The 19002-nt window shown below is 67.0% G+C and carries 19 protein-coding genes; 9 read left to right on the plus strand and 10 right to left on the minus strand.

Going from position 1 to position 19002, the window contains the following annotated elements; genetic code table 11:
* The first annotated feature begins 30 nt into the window (after window positions 1–30).
* Window positions 31–1011, plus strand: a complete 981-nt coding sequence (locus ACODSL_RS09665; RefSeq protein ID WP_488900470.1) for an NUDIX hydrolase — start codon at window positions 31–33, stop codon at window positions 1009–1011.
* Here ACODSL_RS09665 and ACODSL_RS09670 read toward each other — a convergent pair.
* From ACODSL_RS09670 to ACODSL_RS09685, 4 genes are all read right to left on the minus strand, one after another.
* Window positions 962–1924 carry a sterol desaturase family protein gene (locus ACODSL_RS09670; RefSeq protein WP_488900471.1) on the minus strand — a complete coding sequence of 321 codons (963 nt, stop codon included), beginning with the start codon at window positions 1922–1924 and terminating at the stop codon, window positions 962–964. The genes ACODSL_RS09665 and ACODSL_RS09670 overlap by 50 nt on opposite strands.
* Window positions 1921–2328 carry a hypothetical protein gene (locus tag ACODSL_RS09675; protein ID WP_488900472.1) on the minus strand — a complete coding sequence of 136 codons (408 nt, stop codon included), beginning with the start codon at window positions 2326–2328 and terminating at the stop codon, window positions 1921–1923. Before ACODSL_RS09675 ends, ACODSL_RS09670 begins: the two co-directional genes overlap by 4 nt.
* 110 nt (window positions 2329–2438) lie before the next feature.
* Window positions 2439–2933: a porin family protein gene (locus ACODSL_RS09680; protein ID WP_488900473.1), complete on the minus strand. Its 495-nt coding sequence runs from the start codon at window positions 2931–2933 to the stop codon at window positions 2439–2441.
* Between the two features lie 192 nt (window positions 2934–3125).
* Entirely contained in the window at window positions 3126–3626 is a 501-nt protein-coding gene (locus ACODSL_RS09685; protein ID WP_488900474.1) for an outer membrane beta-barrel protein, read from the minus strand.
* Window positions 3627–3871: 245 nt separating this feature from the next.
* On the opposite strand from ACODSL_RS09685, the gene ACODSL_RS09690 reads away from it, so the two are divergent.
* On the plus strand, window positions 3872–4987 hold the full coding sequence (locus ACODSL_RS09690; RefSeq protein WP_488900475.1) for a beta-ketoacyl-ACP synthase III: 1116 nt from the start codon (window positions 3872–3874) through the stop codon (window positions 4985–4987).
* A 138-nt stretch (window positions 4988–5125) separates the two neighbouring features.
* Here the strand turns inward: ACODSL_RS09690 and ACODSL_RS09695 are convergent, their stop codons facing one another.
* A complete protein-coding gene (locus ACODSL_RS09695) occupies window positions 5126–6349 on the minus strand; it encodes a M48 family metallopeptidase (RefSeq protein ID WP_488900476.1) in 1224 nt (407 codons plus the stop codon).
* 202 nt (window positions 6350–6551) lie between these two features.
* Between ACODSL_RS09695 and ACODSL_RS09700 the strand changes: the two genes are divergently transcribed.
* The 4 genes from ACODSL_RS09700 to ACODSL_RS09715 all read left to right on the plus strand — a co-directional run bounded on the left by ACODSL_RS09700 (window position 6552) and on the right by ACODSL_RS09715 (window position 8959).
* Window positions 6552–6911 (plus strand): hypothetical protein, encoded by a 360-nt coding sequence (locus ACODSL_RS09700; RefSeq protein WP_488900477.1) that lies wholly within the window; start codon window positions 6552–6554, stop codon window positions 6909–6911.
* A gap of 37 nt (window positions 6912–6948) precedes the next feature.
* A complete protein-coding gene (locus ACODSL_RS09705) occupies window positions 6949–7881 on the plus strand; it encodes a hypothetical protein (RefSeq protein WP_488900478.1) in 933 nt (310 codons plus the stop codon).
* Between the two features lie 95 nt (window positions 7882–7976).
* Entirely contained in the window at window positions 7977–8261 is a 285-nt protein-coding gene (locus tag ACODSL_RS09710) for a SemiSWEET family sugar transporter (protein ID WP_488900479.1), read from the plus strand.
* Complete coding sequence (locus tag ACODSL_RS09715; protein ID WP_488900480.1) at window positions 8258–8959, plus strand: VIT1/CCC1 transporter family protein; 702 nt, start codon at window positions 8258–8260, stop codon at window positions 8957–8959. The genes ACODSL_RS09710 and ACODSL_RS09715 overlap by 4 nt, the downstream gene beginning before the upstream one ends.
* Here the strand turns inward: ACODSL_RS09715 and ACODSL_RS09720 are convergent.
* Window positions 8956–9564, minus strand: a complete 609-nt coding sequence (locus ACODSL_RS09720) for a GNAT family N-acetyltransferase (RefSeq protein WP_488900481.1) — start codon at window positions 9562–9564, stop codon at window positions 8956–8958. The genes ACODSL_RS09715 and ACODSL_RS09720 overlap by 4 nt on opposite strands.
* Before the next feature lie 67 nt (window positions 9565–9631).
* Here ACODSL_RS09720 and ACODSL_RS09725 point away from each other — a divergent pair, with 67 nt between their 5' ends.
* Complete coding sequence (locus ACODSL_RS09725; RefSeq protein ID WP_488900482.1) at window positions 9632–10009, plus strand: endonuclease domain-containing protein; 378 nt, start codon at window positions 9632–9634, stop codon at window positions 10007–10009.
* A gap of 51 nt (window positions 10010–10060) precedes the next feature.
* Here ACODSL_RS09725 and ppdK read toward each other — a convergent pair whose 3' ends face one another.
* The 4 genes from ppdK to ACODSL_RS09745 form a co-directional block, all read right to left on the minus strand.
* Window positions 10061–12751, minus strand: coding sequence for a pyruvate, phosphate dikinase (gene ppdK / locus ACODSL_RS09730; protein ID WP_488900483.1), 2691 nt, complete (start codon window positions 12749–12751; stop codon window positions 10061–10063).
* Between the two features lie 187 nt (window positions 12752–12938).
* Complete coding sequence (gene glyS / locus ACODSL_RS09735; RefSeq protein ID WP_488900484.1) at window positions 12939–15137, minus strand: glycine--tRNA ligase subunit beta; 2199 nt, start codon at window positions 15135–15137, stop codon at window positions 12939–12941.
* Window positions 15138–15141: 4 nt separating this feature from the next.
* Entirely contained in the window at window positions 15142–16047 is a 906-nt protein-coding gene (locus tag ACODSL_RS09740) for a glycine--tRNA ligase subunit alpha (protein ID WP_488900485.1), read from the minus strand.
* A 111-nt stretch (window positions 16048–16158) separates the two neighbouring features.
* Window positions 16159–16494, minus strand: coding sequence for a hypothetical protein (locus ACODSL_RS09745; RefSeq protein WP_488900486.1), 336 nt, complete (start codon window positions 16492–16494; stop codon window positions 16159–16161).
* Between the two features lie 404 nt (window positions 16495–16898).
* Between ACODSL_RS09745 and ACODSL_RS09750 the strand changes: the two genes are divergently transcribed.
* Window positions 16899–17237, plus strand: a complete 339-nt coding sequence (locus tag ACODSL_RS09750) for a P-II family nitrogen regulator (protein WP_488900487.1) — start codon at window positions 16899–16901, stop codon at window positions 17235–17237.
* A gap of 29 nt (window positions 17238–17266) precedes the next feature.
* On the plus strand, window positions 17267–18796 hold the full coding sequence (locus tag ACODSL_RS09755; protein WP_488900488.1) for an ammonium transporter: 1530 nt from the start codon (window positions 17267–17269) through the stop codon (window positions 18794–18796).
* The last annotated feature ends 206 nt before the right edge of the window (window positions 18797–19002 follow it).

The following is a 19002-nucleotide window of genomic DNA, read 5'->3' on the forward strand; positions in this document are numbered from 1 at the left end:
GCTGATTCCTGACCTCCAGCCCCTCGTCGCATGTCCCAATCCGTCGTTATCGGCCTCTCCGCCGTCATCATGGCCATTCGCGGCGGCGAAGCGGTGGTTCTGACGGTGCGTCCGCACGACCGGGCCACGGATCGCGTGACCAGTCTGGCGGGTTTGCCGTTCGGGCCGTTCGATCCGGAGGAACACCGGACATTTGAAATCGCCCTGCGCGACTTCGTGACGGAGCAGACCCGGTTCGATCTCGGCTACGTCGAACAGCTCTACACCTTCGGCAACAAGGGACGGGACGCGCCGCGCGCCGAGATCGGGGCAGGCGCCGCGCGGGTCGTGTCGGTCGGCTATCTGGCGCTCACGCCAAGCGCTATCGATACCGACGCGCCGGACAGCGCCTGGGCCCCCTGGACGCGATTTTTCCCATGGGAAGACTGGCGCCTGGGCCGCCCCGCCCTGATTGACGAAGCGATCGCCCCGGCGCTCCGCGCCTGGGCCGGCAAGGACGAGGCGAGGCTGGCCCGCGCCCGCCTGCTGTTCGCGCTCGACGACGCACGCTGGAACGAGGAGCGGGTGCTCGACCGCTACGAGCTACTCTACGAAGCCGGCCTGGCGCCGGAGGCCGATCGGGATCGCGCCCGCGAACGCGGCGAGTCGACCATTGAACCCCGCGCCCTGTCCGCGGCCCTCGGCGAGCCGATGCTGTCGGATCACCGGCGCATTCTGGCCACGGGCCTGGGTCGGCTGCGTGGCAAGACCAAATACCGGCCGGTCGTCTTCGAACTGATGCCGCCGGAGTTCACGCTGTCGGCGCTTCAACGGGCCGTCGAGGCGATCGCGGGCGTGCCGCTGCACAAGCAGAACTTCCGCCGGGTGGTCGAGCGTATTGACCTCGTAGAAGGCCTTGGTCGCATGGATACCGAGACGGGCGGCCGACCGGCCGAACTGTTCCGGTTTCGCCGCGAGCTGCTTACTCAGCGGCCTGCAGGGGGACTGTCTCTGCCGCTGCTTCGGGACTGACCGCCCCCGCTTCACGCGCACGCCACTTCGCCTTCAAGGTCGCCGAGGTGTCGCGCGAGCCGTCGGGACTCCAGCCCGGCGGACCGAACAGGTAGCCGACGACCTCGCGAAGCGACCGGGACCCGGCCAGATCCTTGCCGATGGCCATCCATTCGTGAAAGGCCACCCGGAAGATGTTGAAATCGCCTAGATTGTGCACGACGCCATAGCGGCAGGGCTCTTCGTCCAGCTCGGGCACATAGGTGCCGAACATGCGATCCCAGATGATCAGGATTCCGGCGTAGTTGGAGTCCAGGTAGCGCGGATTGCGCGCGTGGTGGACGCGGTGATGTGACGGCGTGTTGAACACCCCCTCGAACCAGCGCGGGAACCGCCGGATCGCCTCCGTGTGAATCCAGTACTGGTAGACGAGGCTGATCCCCTTCTGGATCGCGACCATCGCCGGCGGAAAGCCGAGCAGGATCAGCGGAATCCACAACAGCCAGGTGCCCGCCACGCCGCCGGTCCAGGTCTGCCGCAGGGCGGTCGCCAGATTGTAGTGCTGCGAGGTGTGGTGGTTGACGTGACTGGCCCACCAGAACCGCCGCTCATGCGAGATGCGATGGAACCAGTAGTAGGTCAGGTCCTCGAGAAAGAAGACCGCCACCCAGGCCCACCAGGCATTCATGGGCAGGGTGAACAGGCGATGCTGATAGGCCCACATCGTGACGACGAAGATCGCTCCGGCGGTCAAAGCGCCGGCGACGGAACTGCCGAACCCCATGCCGAGCGACGTCGCCGTGTCCCGGACCTCGTAGACGGCGCGGACCTTGCGGAATTTCGCCAGCAGGATTTCCGCCACGATGGTGACGACGAACATCGGCACGGCAAGGTCAACAGGATTGAAGGCCGGTTTGATGGGATCGAGGGTCATGCGGCCAGGCCTTCCTGCAGGATTTCGGGGGGCCAGGGCGTCACGCCGCTGACGGCGAGGCGGGCCATCGGCGCAGCGGGATCGCGCAGTTTCAGGAGAACCTTGCCCCGTCGTACGGGCGCGGCCAGCGCCAGCCGCCACGGCATTGTCCGCGCGACCCAGGAGTCGCCGAGCCTGTAGAGGACCAGCGCGTCCGCTCCGGCCCGCGCCACGACGCCCGCGCCATCGCCGGCGACCCAGAGCAGGTCGGGCGTACGGTCAGGAAACTCGGCGGCCAGCAGGTCGCGCGCGGACGACTCATCGAGCGGCGCCACGGGCCTTGCGATGCGCGCCAGCCCCGCGACGATGATCATGAAGACCACGAAGCCTGCCGAAGCGGCGAGTTTTATCAGTTGCTCGTTCACGGTTGCGCCGTCTCCCCGGCGGGGAGTGTCCCCGCGAGGCGGCCGACGTCAACCAAAAAGCCCCTTCCGTCGCCGGAAGGGGCTTACCGGTTCGAACCGATCGGTCGCGATCAGAACTTGCGCGTGTAGGACAGGGCATAAACGTCGGCATTGCCGGCGTCATAGTCGTGGCGGGTCCAGTCGAGGCGCACGCCATCCTTGTCGGTGAAGTGGTACTGGCCCCCGACACCATAGGCGATGCCGTCCCGATCCTGGTCCCCGAGCGAGGTATCGAACGTGGTGGTGCTGTAGCCCACGCGGGCGAACACTTCCGCCTGGGGCGTCACCGGCACGAAGCCGACCACATAGGCTCCGAACTCGTCCTTCAGCTTGACGTTCACGCCGCCGGTGTTGTCGTCCTTGACCCCGAACGAGGCCTCGCCTTCGACACCGACATTGGGCGTGAACCTGTAGCCCAGGCGAGCCTGCAGCGCCCCGAGTTTGCCAGCGTCCGTGTCGGCATTGGCATATCCGACCGTAACGTAGACGTCCTGGGCATGGGACACGGCGGGAACGGCGACCACGGTAAACGCGGCCGTTGCGGCCGCCATCATGAGAGACTTCATCGTCTTGTACTCCTAGACGCTTTCAGCTCCCCAGCCCTTCGGACCTAGGATTCAAACGCGGCGCGCAGGAGGCGGTTCGGCGGACGGAATGAGGCCGGTTTGTAGCGTTGCCCGGAGGCCACAGCCGTGGACAGCAAAAAGGCCTCCCCCGTCGCCGGGAGAGGCCTTCCTGAAAGTCAGTCGATGGAACGACTAGAACTTGTGGACGAGCGCCACGGTCCAGGCGTCAGCGTCGGTGGAGAACGCATAACGGGTCCAGTCGAGGCGGAGGCTGTTGTTGTCCGAGACCTGACCTTCGAGACCAAGGCCAAAGGCCGCGCCGTCCTGCGTGTCGGACACCGTCACCGGGCCGATCGAGGCTTCAAACTTGGCCTGGGCGTAGCCGACCCGGCCGACCAGCGCGCCCTTTTCGGCGAAGTTCCAGCGAGCGGTCAAAAACACGCCGGCTTCGCTGGACATGTCGATGTCCGTGGCCAACACCTTGTCACCGGAGATGCCCTTGGCAGCTTCGATTTCGACGCCGATGAACGGGGTCAGTTGCAGGCCGCCGCGAACCTGAACGGCGCCGAGACGAACCGGGCTGGAGTCAACGGTGCCGAGGCCGATGCTGCCATAAACGTCGGCAGCCTGGGCCATCGCGGGAGCGGCGAGCAGAGCGGCGGCCACGGCGGCGGCGGAAAGAATCTTCTTCATACGGGTATCCCCTTTCGGGCGCCCCCCCGGGGCGCGTTCACGGAAAGGTCGCAACGCGAGGCCACGACGTCAAGGATTGTCGGGCCCAATCCGTGCCATTTGGGAAACAGGTGTTGCGACAATGGCACGCAAGCGGCGGTCCGGCGCGCGGTTCATCTGCATCGCAAATCCGCCCTGTGTTTCCCTGCGAGGCCGCGCTGCGCTATCAAGCCGCCAACAGTCAAAATCGTCGGGACCTAACGATCGTGCATCAGGCCGTCATTGCCGCCACCGGGCTCTACACACCCGAACAGAGCATCTCCAACGTCGAACTGGTCGAGGCCTTCAACACCTATGTCGAGCGGTTCAATGCCGCCAGCGCCGCCGAAATCGCGGCCGGAACGGTCGAGGCGCTAACCCCCTCCTCCGCCGAGTTCGTCGAGAAGGCTTCCGGCATCAAGGCCCGGTTCGTCATGAACAAGGCCGGCATCCTCGACCCTGACATCATGCGGCCGGTCATTCCCGAGCGTCCGAACGAGGAGATTTCGATCCTCGCCGAGATGGCGGTCGCCGCGGCCCGGGAAGCCATCGCCCGGTGGGGCAAGCCGGTCAGCGAGATCGGCGCGGTTCTGTGCGCCGCGTCCAACATGCAGCGCGCCTATCCGGCCATGGCTATCGAAGTGCAGCAGGCGCTGGGCATCGAGGGCTTTGCTTTCGACATGAACGTGGCCTGCTCGAGCGCTACGTTCGGCATCAAGACGGCGGCGGATTTCATCGCCGGCGGCTCGGCGAAGGCCGTGCTGATGGTCAACCCGGAAATCTGCTCCGGCCATCTGAACTTCAAGGACCGCGACAGCCACTTCATCTTCGGCGATGTGGCGACGGCCGTGATCGTCGAGGCCGCCGACCAGGCAGAGGGTGGCTGGGATATCCTCGGCACCCGCCTGAAGACCCAGTTTTCGAACAACATCCGCAACAACTTCGGCTTCCTCAACAACGCCGCCCCCGAGGGGATCGGCGCCAGGGACAAGCTGTTCGTCCAGGAAGGCCGCAAGGTGTTCCGCGAGGTCGTGCCGATGGTCAGCCAGATGATCGTCGACCACGCCGCCGACCTCGGCATCGACCCGACGGGCCTCAAGCGCCTGTGGCTGCATCAGGCCAACATCAACATGAACGAGATGATCGGCCGCCGGGTGCTGGGCCGCGACCCGACGCCGGAAGAGAATGTCATCATCCTCGACACCTACGCCAACACCAGCTCGGCCGGGTCGATCATCGCCTTCCACCGGGCCAACGAAGACTTCGGGGCGGGCGAGACCGGCCTGATCTGCAGTTTCGGCGCCGGGTATTCGGCCGGCACGGTGTTCGTCAGGAAGCGATAGGCGGCCGGATGCTTCCCCCTTGGGGGAGCTGTAGACCCGAACAAGCTGACTGAGGGAGTCCCCCACGACCTGAGCGGACCCCCTCCGTCTCGCCTCGCGGCGATCCACCTCCCCCGACGGGGGAGGAATCTTGCAACGCTACTTCGGCGCCGGTTCGGCCGCCACCGGCGTCAGGTCCACATTGACCACGTCCGGCTTCATGTGAGCGGCCTTCCAGTCCATGGCGTTGCGAACGCGCCAGCCGACCGAAGGATGGTCGTAGAACAGGATCTCCTCGAGCTTGCCGGGCGTCGCCGCGCGGTACTCGATGGTCTTGACCAGCGCCTTGGCCAGGCCGTCAGGCTCGTTGACCCGCTGCAGCGAGAAGTTGTCCGCGTCAGCCTCGGCCAGGCGAATGACGCTGTTCTGCAACGGCGTTCCCAACAGACTGAGGACCGCCAGCACCGCCGTCAGCACCGGCAGGCCCGCCGGGTCAGCGATGCTTTCCACGCCCGATCTCATGAGTCGGGAAGCCAGGGGGAACAGCTGGTTGGCCAGCCAGAAGCCCAGCATGGCCATCAGGCTGAACGCCCCGGCGAACCACAGGGCGTGCATGTGCACATAGTGGCCCATCTCATGACCCACCACGCCGCGCACTTCGGCGATATCGGCGCCCTTCTGGAACATGGTGTCGCTCATCGCCACCCGCGCCGAGCCGAACATCCCCGATACGTTGGCGGTATAGCGATTGGACTGTTTGGATCCGTTGTAGATGAAGATCTTGTCCGACGGCACACCGTTGGCCTTGGCCATCTCGACGACCGTGTCCCGGACCGCTCCCGGAGGGGCCGGGGTGTACTTGTTGAACATCGGCTCGATCAGGACCGGCGACAGGACGATGGCGAAGACGAGGAAGGCGCTCGAGACCAGCCCACCCCACAGCCACCAGCGTTTGGGCGAGAGGCGCATGACCCAGTAGATCACGCTGAACAGGATAATGTTGGTGATCAGGCCGACGCCCAGGCCCTTGCCCCAGTCCTCGAACCAGCCTGACAGGGCCTGGCTGCTGAGGCCGTACTGGGTCTGACGCCACCAGCCGCTGTAGACCGACCAGGGCAGGTTGAGCAGCGAATCCAGAACGAACCAGACCGGGACCACGGCCAGGACGGGCAGCCAGCCCGCCTTGCCCTTGCTGATCCGGGACAGGACGCCCGTGCGGACGATGATCCAGGACACGGCGATGGCGATCAACGTGCCCCACAACAGCAGCCAGTGGCCGCCCTGCGTGTAGGCCGTGGCCTTGGCGTGAGCTTCCGGCGACAGCGTCGCCAGATACCTTGCGGTCTCCGCCGCAGCGTCGAATGTTGCAGTCATCGCGGCCATGGCGCGCGTTCCTCCCCGGTTCAATTGCGCGCAGGAGGCCACGACCGAGCCGACTTGTCAGGTGAATTTCCGGTCACGGCCGCCCGGCCGGCCAGCGTGAAGCAAAGTCGCGACCAGGCGGCGCCCAAATCTGGCGCCCGTCGACTCGACACTGCCTGAGCCGCACGCCTCTTAGACGAACGATCCTGCTCGAGCCTTCGCAATGTCCAACGTCATCGCCTATCCAGCGCCCCGGAAAGCCGCCGCCGCCCGTCGCCCCGCGCGGGTCGACCCGATCATCGCCGAGATCGTCGAAGCCCTGCTCCACTTCCGCGGCCAGGCCCATCGTGACGAGGTCTGCAACTTCATCGCCTCCCGGCGCACCGGCCGAAGCCTCCGCGCATCGGCGGGCCAGAAGCAGGCCATCTATGACGCCTTCCATGCGCACCTCGCGGCCGTCGCCCAGTCCAGGCGAACCCGCAGCCTGCTCCATCTTCCCTTTGGCGAAGACAGTCATCGGTGGGGCCTGACCCTCGAGGGCCAGCACCTGTTTGGATCAAGGCTTGCGATTCCATCGGTGTGATAGGGGTCTTTCGACGCCCCTCGAACCCCGTGCGGATATGAACCTAAGGCACATTCTCCGGACCAACATCCGCCTGAACCTGGAAATCATCCAGGCCACCTGCGAAGCCCTGAACGGCGACCTTGAGAAAAGCCTGATCTTCGCCGCGGTGTCCGCCGCCAACGTCGGCGTACTCGACGATGACCCGGCGTTGTCCCGGCTATACGCTCACACCACCTTTCCCGACGAATTGCGCCGGCCGATCCGGGTCCAGAGAGTGGCCGAATCCCTGGGGCTTCCCCGCGAAACCACCCGCGTGAAGGTCAAGCTGCTCGTGGAGGAAGGTCTCATTCAGGCCACCAGGGCCGGGCTCATGATCGCGCCGGAAACCATGCTGGACCCGAGGTTCAGGCCGATGCTGATGCGCTACATGACCGCGCTCGGCGACGCCATCGAGAGGTTGGCGGCAGGTGAATGCGCGGGCCTAGCCAGCGCCGAGCGGCTGTCTGCTGTCCCCTTCCCGGCGATGTGGGGGGCGGTCCGCATTGTCACCCAGCACGTCCTGCGCGGCACGGTCGACCTGCGCGCTTACGTCACGCCGACCTCGCTGATGGGGGCCTATCTGTTTCTGGCGATGGCCGACAGCACAGCGTTCCACTTCAGCGACGGCCCGACAGTGGTCTATGCCGACCATGACGACCCGCCGCCTACGTCCGCCCGCCAGACGGTCACCGCCAGCGCCCTGGCGGCGAGGCTCGGCATTCCGCGTGAGACCGTTCGGCGCAACCTCCTCGCCCTGGTCCGCAACAGCTGGCTGTTTCAGAAAAGCCTGGCCTTCGGGCTGGCCACGACGGAGCCGGGCGAGCAGCGCAGGCGGGAACTCGCCGTACAGCAGCGCAGCAGCGCCGACCTGACCCGGATGGTCCGCCGGCTCCGCCATATCGGCGCCATCACCCAGACGCCCCCCGAAGGCATGTCAGCGAACGCGTAGGACCTGTCCGGGGTCCGGGAGCCAATAGCCTGCCCGTTGCCGTCGCGACTCGCGCGATGATGGCTGCGGGCCGTTGGCGCCCGGAGAAACCCGCCTTGACCACGCCCGTTGCTGAAGCCATCGGATTTGTCGCCGCTGCGACCTCGACGCTGTGCTGGTTTCCCCAGTCGATCCGCACGATCCGGACGCGGGACACGGCCAGCATCTCGCTGGTGTCCCAGAGCGCCTACACCGGCGCGATCGTCCTGTGGGCCGTCTACGGCGTGATGATCGGCAGTTGGCCCCTGATTTTGAGCAATATCATTCAGCTGTTCCCGTTGTCGGCCGTACTGTGGATCAAGGTCGCCAACACACTGGCGGCCCGGAGCGCCGCGCCATGAGCCGTCTGAAATCCCACGCCGAGAGCCATCTGGTCGCCCGCATCGGCTGGCTGCGCGCCGCCGTGCTCGGCGCCAACGACGGCATCGTCTCGACCGCCAGCCTGATCGTCGGCGTCGCGGCGGCTGCCGGGGGCAAGCCCGAAGTGCTGGTGGCCGGCATCGCGGGCCTTGTGGCCGGCGCGATGTCGATGGCGGCGGGCGAGTATGTATCCGTCAGCTCCCAGTCGGACACGGAGAAGGCCGATCTGGCCCGTGAGACCGCGGAACTGGCCGTGGATCCCGAGGCCGAACACCGCGAGCTGGCCGCCATCTATGTCAGTCGCGGCCTGACCGAGGATCTCGCCGTCCAGGTGGCCAGTCAGCTGATGGCCGGCGACGCTCTGGCGGCCCACGCCCGCGACGAACTGGGCATCTCCGAGATCACCCAGGCCCGGCCGATCCAGGCGGCGCTGACCTCCGCCGCCACCTTTTCAGTCGGGGCGGCCATGCCGCTTTTGATGGTGTTCCTGTTCCCATTGGGCAGCCTGACGGTGGCGGTATCCGTAGCCTCGCTGGCCTTCCTGGCGCTGCTCGGCGCCATCGGCGCGAAGGCCGGCGGAGCCGACATCCTCAAGGCCACAGCGCGCGTGACCTTCTGGGGGGCCCTTGCCATGGCGGCGACAGCCGGCGTCGGGACGCTGTTCGGCGTCGCGGCCTAGAAGGTTATACGCCAGAGCAGGCCGGTTCCGCCGCCGAAGACCGCCGGCTTGTCGAAGGGCCCGACAAGGACCCCGCCATTGTTCTGAATGACCCATTGCGACGGGATGTTGTCAGGGTTGGTCGTCAGATCGACCCAGCGCAGGCCGGTTTCGCGCGCGCGCGGCAGCAGCAACCCCAAGGCAGCCGACGCATGCCCCCGCCCCTGCTTCCAGGGAACCACCGCATAGCCGATGTGGCCCAGACAGGTCGGCGGCAGGGCCTCCGTACCCGGGCGCCAGCGGAGACTGATCGAACCGCAGAACTCACCGTCCCGGATCCAGCGGTGGAACCCGGGCAGGCGCTCGCTGAAACTGCCGTCCGGCTGCGGAATCGGCCCGCCCCTGGCGTCCGGATCGTCCAGACCCGCGAGAAACCCGTCCGCATCAACCTCGATGCTCGCCAGCTGCTCATCGGCCGCCGCCTTGCCGCGCACATTGTCCGGCGACCAGCCGCGTTCGAGCGCGGCGACGTAGGCCGGGAGATGCTCGCGGGTGGGGGTGACGAGTGAAAGATGCTCCCCCCTCGGGGGAGCTGTCGGCGAAGCCGACTGAGGGGGTCCGCTCAAGTCGCAATCCTATCCACACAATCCTTGCGCGCACCGCTACATTTCAAATATTTCAACGCGTATTTTCATGGCGGCGGTCGCAATGGATGCACCCGCACAAGTTCGTTCGTTGGCCAAGGAGCTCAGAAGGGAACTGAGCCTACCGGAGGTTCTGCTGTGGCGGCAACTTCGGGGTCGTCGGCTCGAAGGTCTTCGCTTTCGAAGACAGCATCCCATCGGGCCCTTCATTCTCGACTTCTACTGCGCCGAAGCGAAGCTGGCCGTCGAAGTTGATGGCGCGAGCCACTATGTCGGTGATCGACAGGAACGGGACGCCTACCGTGATCGCTGGCTCGCGGAGAGCGGGATCCGCACCCTTCGATTGCCCGCGCGCTATGTGCTGACCGATCTGAATTCAGCGTTGCACACGATCCTGCACGAGATCGGCGGCCGACGGCCCGGGTGACCCCCTCCGTCTCGCCTTCGGCGAGCCACCTCCCCCGATGGGGAGGATTCTCTACCGCTTGTTCAGCACCGCCTGCGCCGCCGCGAGTCTCGCGATCGGCACGCGGAAGGGCGAGCAGCTGACGTAGTCGAGGCCGACGCTTTCGCAGAAGGCGATCGAGGCCGGGTCGCCGCCGTGTTCGCCGCAGATGCCCAGCTTCAGACCCGGGTTCACGGCCCGGCCGCGTTCGGCGGCGATACGGATCAGATCGCCGACGCCGTCCTGGTCGAGGGTAACGAACGGGTCCTGCTCGAAGATGCCCTTCTCGATATAGGCATTGAGGAACTTGCCGGCGTCGTCACGGCTGATGCCGAACGTCGTCTGGGTCAGGTCGTTGGTGCCGAAGCTGAAGAACTCGGCGCCGGCCTCGGCCAGGTCGGCGGCGCGCAGGGCCGCGCGCGGCAGCTCGATCATCGTGCCGACCTGGTAGGCCAGATCGAGGCCCTGCTCTTCCAGGACGGCCTTCACCGTGCGGTCAGTCAGCTTGCGCAGGAAGACCATCTCCTCGCCCTTGCCAACCAGCGGGTGCATGATCTCCGGCACCGGCGCCGGCTTGCCCGACTTCGCGATCGCGCAGGCCGCTTCCATGATCGCCCGGACCTGCATCTCGTAGATCTCGGGATAGCTGATGCCGAGGCGGCAGCCGCGGTGGCCGAGCATCGGGTTGGACTCGTGCAGCACCAGCAGGCGCTGCTCGATGGCGTCGAGCGTGATGCCCAGCGTGTCGGCCACGGCCTTCAGGTCATCCTCGCCCGTCGGGAAGAACTCGTGCAGCGGCGGGTCGAGCAGCCGGATGGTCACCGGCAGGCCTTCCATGATGGTGAACAGCTCGACGAAGTCGGCCTTCTGGAACGGCGCGATGGTCGCCAGCGCCGCGCGGCGGCCCTGCTCGTCATCGGCCAGGATCATCTCGCGCACGGCGGTGATCCGGTCCTCGTTGAAGAACATGTGCTCGGTGCGGCACAGGCCCACGCCCTCGGCGCCGAACTGGCGGGCGGTGCGGCCGTCATTGGGCGTCTCGGCGTTGGCCCGGACCTTCAGGCGGCGGATGCCGTCGGCCCAGCTCATCAGGGTATCGAAGTCGCCGCCCAGCTCGGGCTCGATCATCGGCGTCTCGCCGGCCATCACCTCGCCGGTCGCGCCGTCGATGGTGATCATGTCGCCTTCCTTGAAGACGCGACCTCGAATGGTGAACTGACCGGCGTCGGCGTCGACGCGGATGTCGGTCGCGCCGCAGACGCAGGGGATGCCCGCGCCACGCGCCACCACGGCGGCGTGGCTGGTCATGCCGCCGGTCGCCGTGACGATGCCCTGGGCGGCGTACATGCCCTTGATGTCCTCGGGGCTGGTCTCGCGGCGCACGAGGATGACCTTCACCGGTTCCTTGGCATTGCCGAGCCGTTCGGCTTCTTCCGAGCTGAACACCACCCGGCCGGTGGCCGCGCCTGGCGAGGCCGGCAGACCGCGGGTGACGACATCACGCTCGGCGGCGGGGTCGATGGTCGGGTGCAGCAGCTGGTCCAGCTCGGCTGCGTCGACGCGCAGGATGGCTTCTTCGCGCGTGATCACGCCGTCGGCGGCCATGTCCACGGCGACCTTGAGGGCAGCGCGGGTGGTGCGTTTGCCGTTGCGGGTCTGCAGCATCCACAGCCGGCCCTGCTCGACCGTGAACTCGATGTCCTGCAGGTCGCGGTAGTGCTGTTCCAGCTTGCGGGCCACGTCGTGGAACTCCGCGAACACCGTCGGCATGGCTTCTTCCATGCTCGGGTTACGGTCGCCCATCTCCTCGCGGGCCGCCTTCGTCAGCGACTGGGGCGTGCGGATGCCGGCGACGACGTCCTCACCCTGGGCGTTGACGAGGAACTCGCCGTACAGCCGGTTCTCGCCGGTCGACGGATTGCGGGTGAAGGCCACTCCGGTCGCCGAAGTGTCGCCGAGGTTGCCGAACACCATGGCCTGGATGTTGACGGCCGTGCCCCAGCTTTCCGGGATGCCGAAGTTCTGGCGGTAGAACTTGGCCCGGTCATTCATCCAGCTGGCGAACACCGCGCCGACCGCGCCCCACAGCTGCTCCTGGGGATCCTGCGGGAACGGCTGGCCGAGGTCCTGCTGCACGGCGGCCTTGTAGTCGCCGACCACGACCTTCCAGTCCGCGGCGGTCAGGTCGGTGTCGACGTGGACGCCCAGGCGGTCCTTGTGGTCATCGAGGATCTCCTCGAACCGGTGATGATCCAGGTTGAGGACCACGTTCGAGTACATCTGGATGAAACGACGATAGCTGTCGAAGGCGAAGCGCTCGTTTCCGGACAGCGCCGCAAGCCCTTGAACTGTCTCGTCATTCAGGCCGAGATTGAGGACCGTGTCCATCATCCCCGGCATCGAGGCGCGGGCGCCCGAGCGGACCGAGACCAGCAGCGGATTGGCCGGGTCGCCGAAGCGCTTGCCGGTGATATTCTCGACCGTCGCCAAGCCCTCGGCGACCTGCCCGGCCAGCTCGGCGGGATAGGTGTCGCCGTGGCCGTAGTAGTGGACGCAGGCCTCGGTGGTGATGGTGAAGCCCGGAGGCACCGGCAGGCCGATGGAGCACATCTCCGCCAGGTTGGCGCCCTTGCCGCCCAGCAGGTTCTTCATCGAGGCGTCGCCATCGGCGGACCCGCCGCCAAAGGCATAGACCCAGCGGGTGGTGGTGAGCGTGTCCGACATTACCAGCCTGTCCTCAATTCCAGTTCAACGCACTCAATCGAGCCCGTCAGTGCGGGGTTCGAGACGCTCGCTTGAGGCTCGCTCCTCACCCTGACGAACAATTTTGCGATCCCCCCTTTCCGTCATCCTGAGGAGCGATCCCGAAGGATCGCGTCTCGAAGGACGCAGGGTGGTTCAGCAACGCTCCCTACCCCGTCACCAACGAAAAGTCCGCCACGCGACCCATGGCGGTTTGAACCAGCTTGAGAAGCCGCAGGCGATTGTCGCGTTCCGCGGCCACGTCCGAATTGACCAGCACCTTGTCGAAGAAGGCGTCGACCGGGCCGCGCAGGGCGGCCAGCGCCGTCATGGCGCCGGTGAAGTCCTCGGCGGCGAGCGCCGCGTCCAGCTTCGGCCCGGCGACGGCCAAGGCGTCGAACAGCGCGCCCTCCTCCGCCGGCGCGGCGGCGCGCGTCGGTTCGCCGGTCGGCAGCGGGCCCTTCTTCTCCTCGGCCTTGAGGATGTTGGCGGCGCGCTTGTAGCCCTGCAGCAGGTTGGTCCCGTCCTCGGTGGCGAGGAAGCCGGTCAGCGCCTCGACCCGGGCGACGATCCGCACGAGGTCGTCGTCGCCGAGCGCGAACACGGCGTCGACGAGGTCGCCGCGCTTGCCCTGATCGCGGAGGAGGACCTTCAGGCGATCGGCGAAGAAGGCGAGGAGGATGTGGTCTTCTGGAGCTGCGACGAAAGTGCCCTTGACCCGATGTTGCTCAAGAAGCTCTGCGATCTCTGCGGCAGCTTCATCCATCAGCGGCCCAGTCTTGACGGCCCTGTCAATGCCAAGAGCCCTAATCTCAGCAAAAGTCCGCTGGTCGAGGTTTTCAGATATCAGCGGCAACCGCGAAATAAGCGCACGGGCGCGCGAGCGAGAGAGTGGTCGAAGTAGGCTTTCACGAACCGAGTTTTCCAGAATGATCCGGATCACACCCAGCGCCGCCCGGCGCAGCGCGTAGGGGTCCTTCGACCCCGTCGGCTTCTCGTCGATCGCGAAGAACCCGACCAGCGTGTCCAGCTTGTCGGCCAGGGCCACGGCCACGCTCAGCGGCGCGGTCGGCACGGCGTCTCCTGGGCCCTGCGGGCGGTAGTGGTCGCGGATCGCGTCGGCGATCTCCGGGTCGAGGCCGAATTCGCGGGCGTAGTAGCCGCCCATGACGCCCTGCAGTTCGGGGAACTCGCCGACCATTTCGGAGGCGAGGTCAGCCTTGGCCAGACGCGCGGCCTCGGCGGCCTTGTCCGGATCGGCGCCGACGAGCGGCGCGATTTCACGGGCCAGGGCGACGATGCGCTCCACCCGCTCGGCCATGGCCCCGAGCTTGGCGTGGAAGGTCACGCCGTTCAGCTTCTTCAGCCACGGCTCGAAGCCGGCCTTGACGTCTTCCGACCAGAAGAACCGCGCGTCCGACAGACGCGAGGACAGCACCTTGGCGTTGCCCAGCGCGATCTCGCGGCCGCCGTCGGCTGCCTCGATGTTGGCCACGACGAGGAAGTTGGGGGCCAGCCCCGGCTCGCCCGGCCTGCGGACGGCGAAGTACTTCTGGTGCGTGCGCATCGAAGTGCGGATCACCTCGGGCGGCAGGTCGAGGAAGGCCGGGTCCATGTCGCCGAGGATCGGGGTCGGCCATTCGGCCAGGCCGGCGACTTCTTCCAGCAGGCCGTCGTCCTCGACCAGTTCCAGACCGCGCGCGAAGCACAGGGTGCGGGCGCCCTCGAGAATGCGCTGCTTGCGCTCCTCGACGTCCAGCACGACGTAATGGCCGGCCAGGGCCTCGTGGTACTCGTCGAAGTCTCGCGCGCGGAACACGCGGGTCTCGGTCATGAACCGGTGACCTTCGCTGAGGTCGCCGGCGACGATGCCTTCGATCTCCAGCGGCACGATCTCGCGGTTGAAGACGCAGAGGATGCGCTGCAGCGGGCGGACCCAGCGCAGCTTGCCCGTGCCCCAGGTCATCGACTTGGGCCAGGCGAAGCCGCGCACGATCTGTTCGACCAGTTCGGCGATGATCTCGGCCGTCGGGCGGCCGGACTTGTGGATATGGCCGAAATACAGGCCGTCGCGCTCGACCAGCGCCTCGCGGGTCAGGCCGGTCTTGCGCAGGAAGCCGTCCATGGCCTGGTCGGGCGCGCCGACGCGCGGGCCCTTGACCTCCTCGGACACGTCCGGCTGGGCCACAGGCAGTCCCTCGACCACCAGCGTCAGGCGCCGCGGGCCGGCGAAGGCCTTGAGGCCCTCGCTGATCAGGCCGGCCTTCGCCAGGCCATCGCGGGCCATCCGCTCCAGGTCACGGGCGGCGTTCCCCTGCATGCGCGCGGGGATCTCTTCGGAGAACAGTTCAAGCAGCAGCTGGGGCATCGGCTTACGCGGCCTCGTCCTGCTGATCGACCCAGGCCTGGGCGCACAGTTTGCACAGGTCGCGGATGCGGCCGATGTAGCTGGCGCGTTCGGCCACGGCGATCGCGCCGCGGGCGTTCATCAGGTTGAACAGGTGGCTGGCCTTGAGGACCATGTCGTAGGCGGGCAGGACCAGCGCCTTGTTCTGGTAGTTGCGGGCCAGCATCAGCGGCACTTCCCGCTCCATGTCCTCGAACTGGCGCTTCAGCGTCTCCACCGAGTAGCCGTGGAAGTTGGCCTCGGAGTGCTGGCGCTCGTTCTCGAGGAACACGTCGCCGTAGCTGATCGCGCCCAGCGGGCTGTCAGGATCGTTGTACGGCAGGTCGTAGACGTTATCGACGCCGAACACGTACATCGCCAGGCGCTCGAGGCCATAGGTCAGCTCGCCGGCCACCGGGAACACGTCCAGGCCGCCGACCTGCTGGAAGTAGGTGTACTGCGACACCTCCATGCCGTCGCACCAGACTTCCCAGCCGAGGCCCCAGGCCCCGACCGTGGGGTTCTCCCAGTCGTCCTCGACGAAGCGGATGTCGTGCAGCTTCAGGTCCAGGCCGATGGCGCGCAGGGAGCCCAGATAGAGGTCCTGCATGTTGGCAGGGTTCGGCTTCAGGATGACCTGGTACTGGTAGTAGTGCTGCAGGCGGTTGGGGTTCTCGCCGTAGCGACCGTCGCCCGGCCGTCGCGAGGGCTGCACATAGGCGGCGTTCCACGGCTTCGGGCCCAGGGCGCGAAGCACCGTGGCCGGATGAAGCGTGCCCGCCCCGACCTGTTCGTCGTGGGGCTGCAGAATCACACAGCCCTGGTCACCCCAGTACTGGTTCAGCCGCATGATCAGGGCCTGAAAGGACTTGGGTTTGGCGGCGGCCGTCATGGTCTCTTCGCAGGTGCAAAAAAGTCGGCGGACCATAGGGCCCGCCGCCTTCTGCTTCAAGCGATGAGCGGGGACAAGCCCCTCCCGGGGATCATCGCGCCGGCGCGTGGCCTAGTTGCCGACGGGCTTGGTGCGCTGGCCGCCGTTGGACATCGGCTGGCCGTACTTCGCCCGGTTCTCGGCCGTATCCGGCACGGGGCCGTTGGTGACGACATGGGGATCGCCGGCTTTCAGCGCCCAGGCCTGCTCCGGCGGGGTCGGCGAGCTCTGGAGGATGACGGCCGGCGCCGACGGATCGGCCATCGGCGGCATGGGCGTGGCCATGGGAGCCGACATGGGCGGCATGGGTTCGGCCGGCGGCCGGGGAGCCGGAGGTGTCTGGGCGAAGGCGGGACCAGCCAGCAGCGTCGAGAGGGCGGTCGCGGTCAAAACTCTGATCAGGGACATCGTGTAAACCTCATGGTCGTAACGCGGATGCGTCGTCCCCCGACCGGAAAGGCTACGCGCAGACCCCCGGCCCGGTTCCATGCGGCCTTTCCGGTGTGATGCGGTCCGGCGAAACCCGGAGCGCCGCCACCGTCCGGTTGGTTGCCAAGTCGTTCATCGGCGGCGGGCCCCTCCGCCAACGCCCGGCGGCGCCCATTTTTCGGGCGCCGGCTCCCCCGCCCGCCCAGGCATTGAGCGAATATCCGCTTTCCCCCCTCTTCATTGTGCAGCGCACACGCCCGGGCGGGCCTCACCGCTAGCGTGGCAGACGGATCGGCAGATCGCGGACAGGCGCCGCGGCGTGACCGGTCGCACGGGAAAATCAGGGACGCACGCCGGGCAACCGGACTGCGGGAGCAAGACGGATGAAACTGATCATTGCGGTGGTCAAACCCTTCAAGCTCGACGAGGTGCGTGAAGCCCTCGTCAGCGCAGGCGTCGAGGGTCTGACGGTCTCCGAAGTCAAGGGCTACGGCCGGCAGAAGGGCCAGACCGAAATCTACCGGGGGGCGGAGTACCAGGTGAACTTCGTGCCGAAAGTGAAGCTCGAAGCGGTCGTCGACGACGCCGCAGCGGCGAAGGCGGTCGAGGCCATCACGGCCGCGGCGGCCACGGGCAAGATCGGGGACGGCAAGATCTTCGTCCTGAACGTCGAGGACGCGGTGCGTATCCGGACCGGTGAAACCGGTTCGGCGGCGCTCTGAAACATCATCGGGACAAGGGGATAGCAACGATGAAACCGAATTTTCTTGGACGGCTGGCGGCGCTGACCGCCGTCGCCGTTCTGGCCGGGGCGCCGCTGGCGGCTCCGGTCTTCGCGCAGGAGGCGGCTCCCGTAGCCGCCGCTGCTCCGGCCGCGACGCCGGCCCCGGCCGAGGCGGCTCCCGCCGCGCCGGCGGCGGCGCCGGCTGAAGCCACGATCACCGATACGGTCGACAAGGGCGACAACGCCTGGATGATGGTCTCCAGCCTGCTCGTGCTGCTGATGATCATCCCGGGCCTGGCCCTGTTCTACGGCGGCCTCGTCCGCCAGAAGAACATGCTGTCCATGCTGATGCAGGTCTCCACCGTCGCGGTGGTCGGCATGATCACCTGGGCGCTGTGGGGCTACAGCCTGTCCTTCACCGATGGCGGCAAGGCCGACCTGTTCGTGGGCGGGCTCAGTCGTCTGTTCCTGGGCGGCGTGACGCCGGCCTCGAACGTGGCGACCTTCTCCACCGGCGTGGTGATCCCGGAATACACCTTCATCTGCTTCCAGATGACCTTCGCTGCCATCACCGCGGCGCTGGTGCTGGGCGGTCTGGCTGAACGGATCAAGTTCAGCGCCACCGTGCTGTTCGCCATCCTGTGGCCGCTGGTCGTCTACTATCCGATGGCCCACATGGTCTGGTGGTGGTCGGGTCCCGACGCCGTCGCCCTGCATCCGAAAGACGCGATCCAGGCCGGCTTCCTGTGGGGCAAGGGCGCCATCGACTTCGCCGGCGGCACCGTGGTTCACATCAACGCCGGTATCGCGGCCCTGGTCGGCGCGATCTTCCTCGGCAAGCGCAGCGGCTACCAGAAAGAGCCGATGCCTCCGCACAGCCTGACGCTGACGCTGGTCGGCGCCGGCCTCCTGTGGGTGGGCTGGTTCGGCTTCAACGCCGGCTCCAACCTGGAAGCCAACAGCTACGCCTCGCTGGCCATGATCAACACCTTCCTGGCGACCGCCTCGGCGGGCTTCTCCTGGGTGCTGGTCGAGTGGGTCACGCGGAAGAAGGCCTCCATGCTGGGCCTCGCCTCGGGGATGGTCGCCGGTCTCGTGGCCGTCACCCCGGCCTCCGGCTTCGCCGGCCCGATGGGCGCGCTGCTGCTGGGCCTGATCGTCAGCCCGATCTGCGTGTTCTTCTGCTCGGTGATCAAGAACGCCCTGAAGTACGACGACAGCCTGGACGCCTTCGGCATCCACGCGGTCGGCGGCATCGTCGGCGCCCTGGCCACCGGTCTGCTGGTCAATCCGGCCTGGGGCGGCGCGGGCATCGTGGACTACACGACCTGCGGCCTCGACGGCGACCTGTCGACCTGTGACACGGCCGTCTATGCGCTGGGCGCCCAGATGAAAGCCCAGCTGATCGCGGTGGTCACCACGATCCTGGTGTCCGGCATCGGTTCGACGATCGTCTTCACCGTGATCAAGCTGATCACCGGTCTGCGCGTCGCTCCGGAGACGGAAGAGGAAGGCCTCGACATCTCCGAACATGGCGAAAGGGCCTACCACAGCTAGTCGTCACGACAGTTCAGCGTACCGGGGCGCGGATCCGAAAGGGTCCGCGCCCTTTCTTTTTGTTCCCTCTCCCCGAGGGAGAGGGAGGGGCCCGGCGCGGAGCGACGGGAGGGTGAGGGGTTACGGAGCCGACAGACTTGCCTGAACCGTTCCTGATCCCTCATCCGACCTGCTCCGCAGGCCACCTTATCCCTCCGGGAGAAGGA

It is taken from the genome of Caulobacter sp. FG121 (assembly GCF_057809815.1).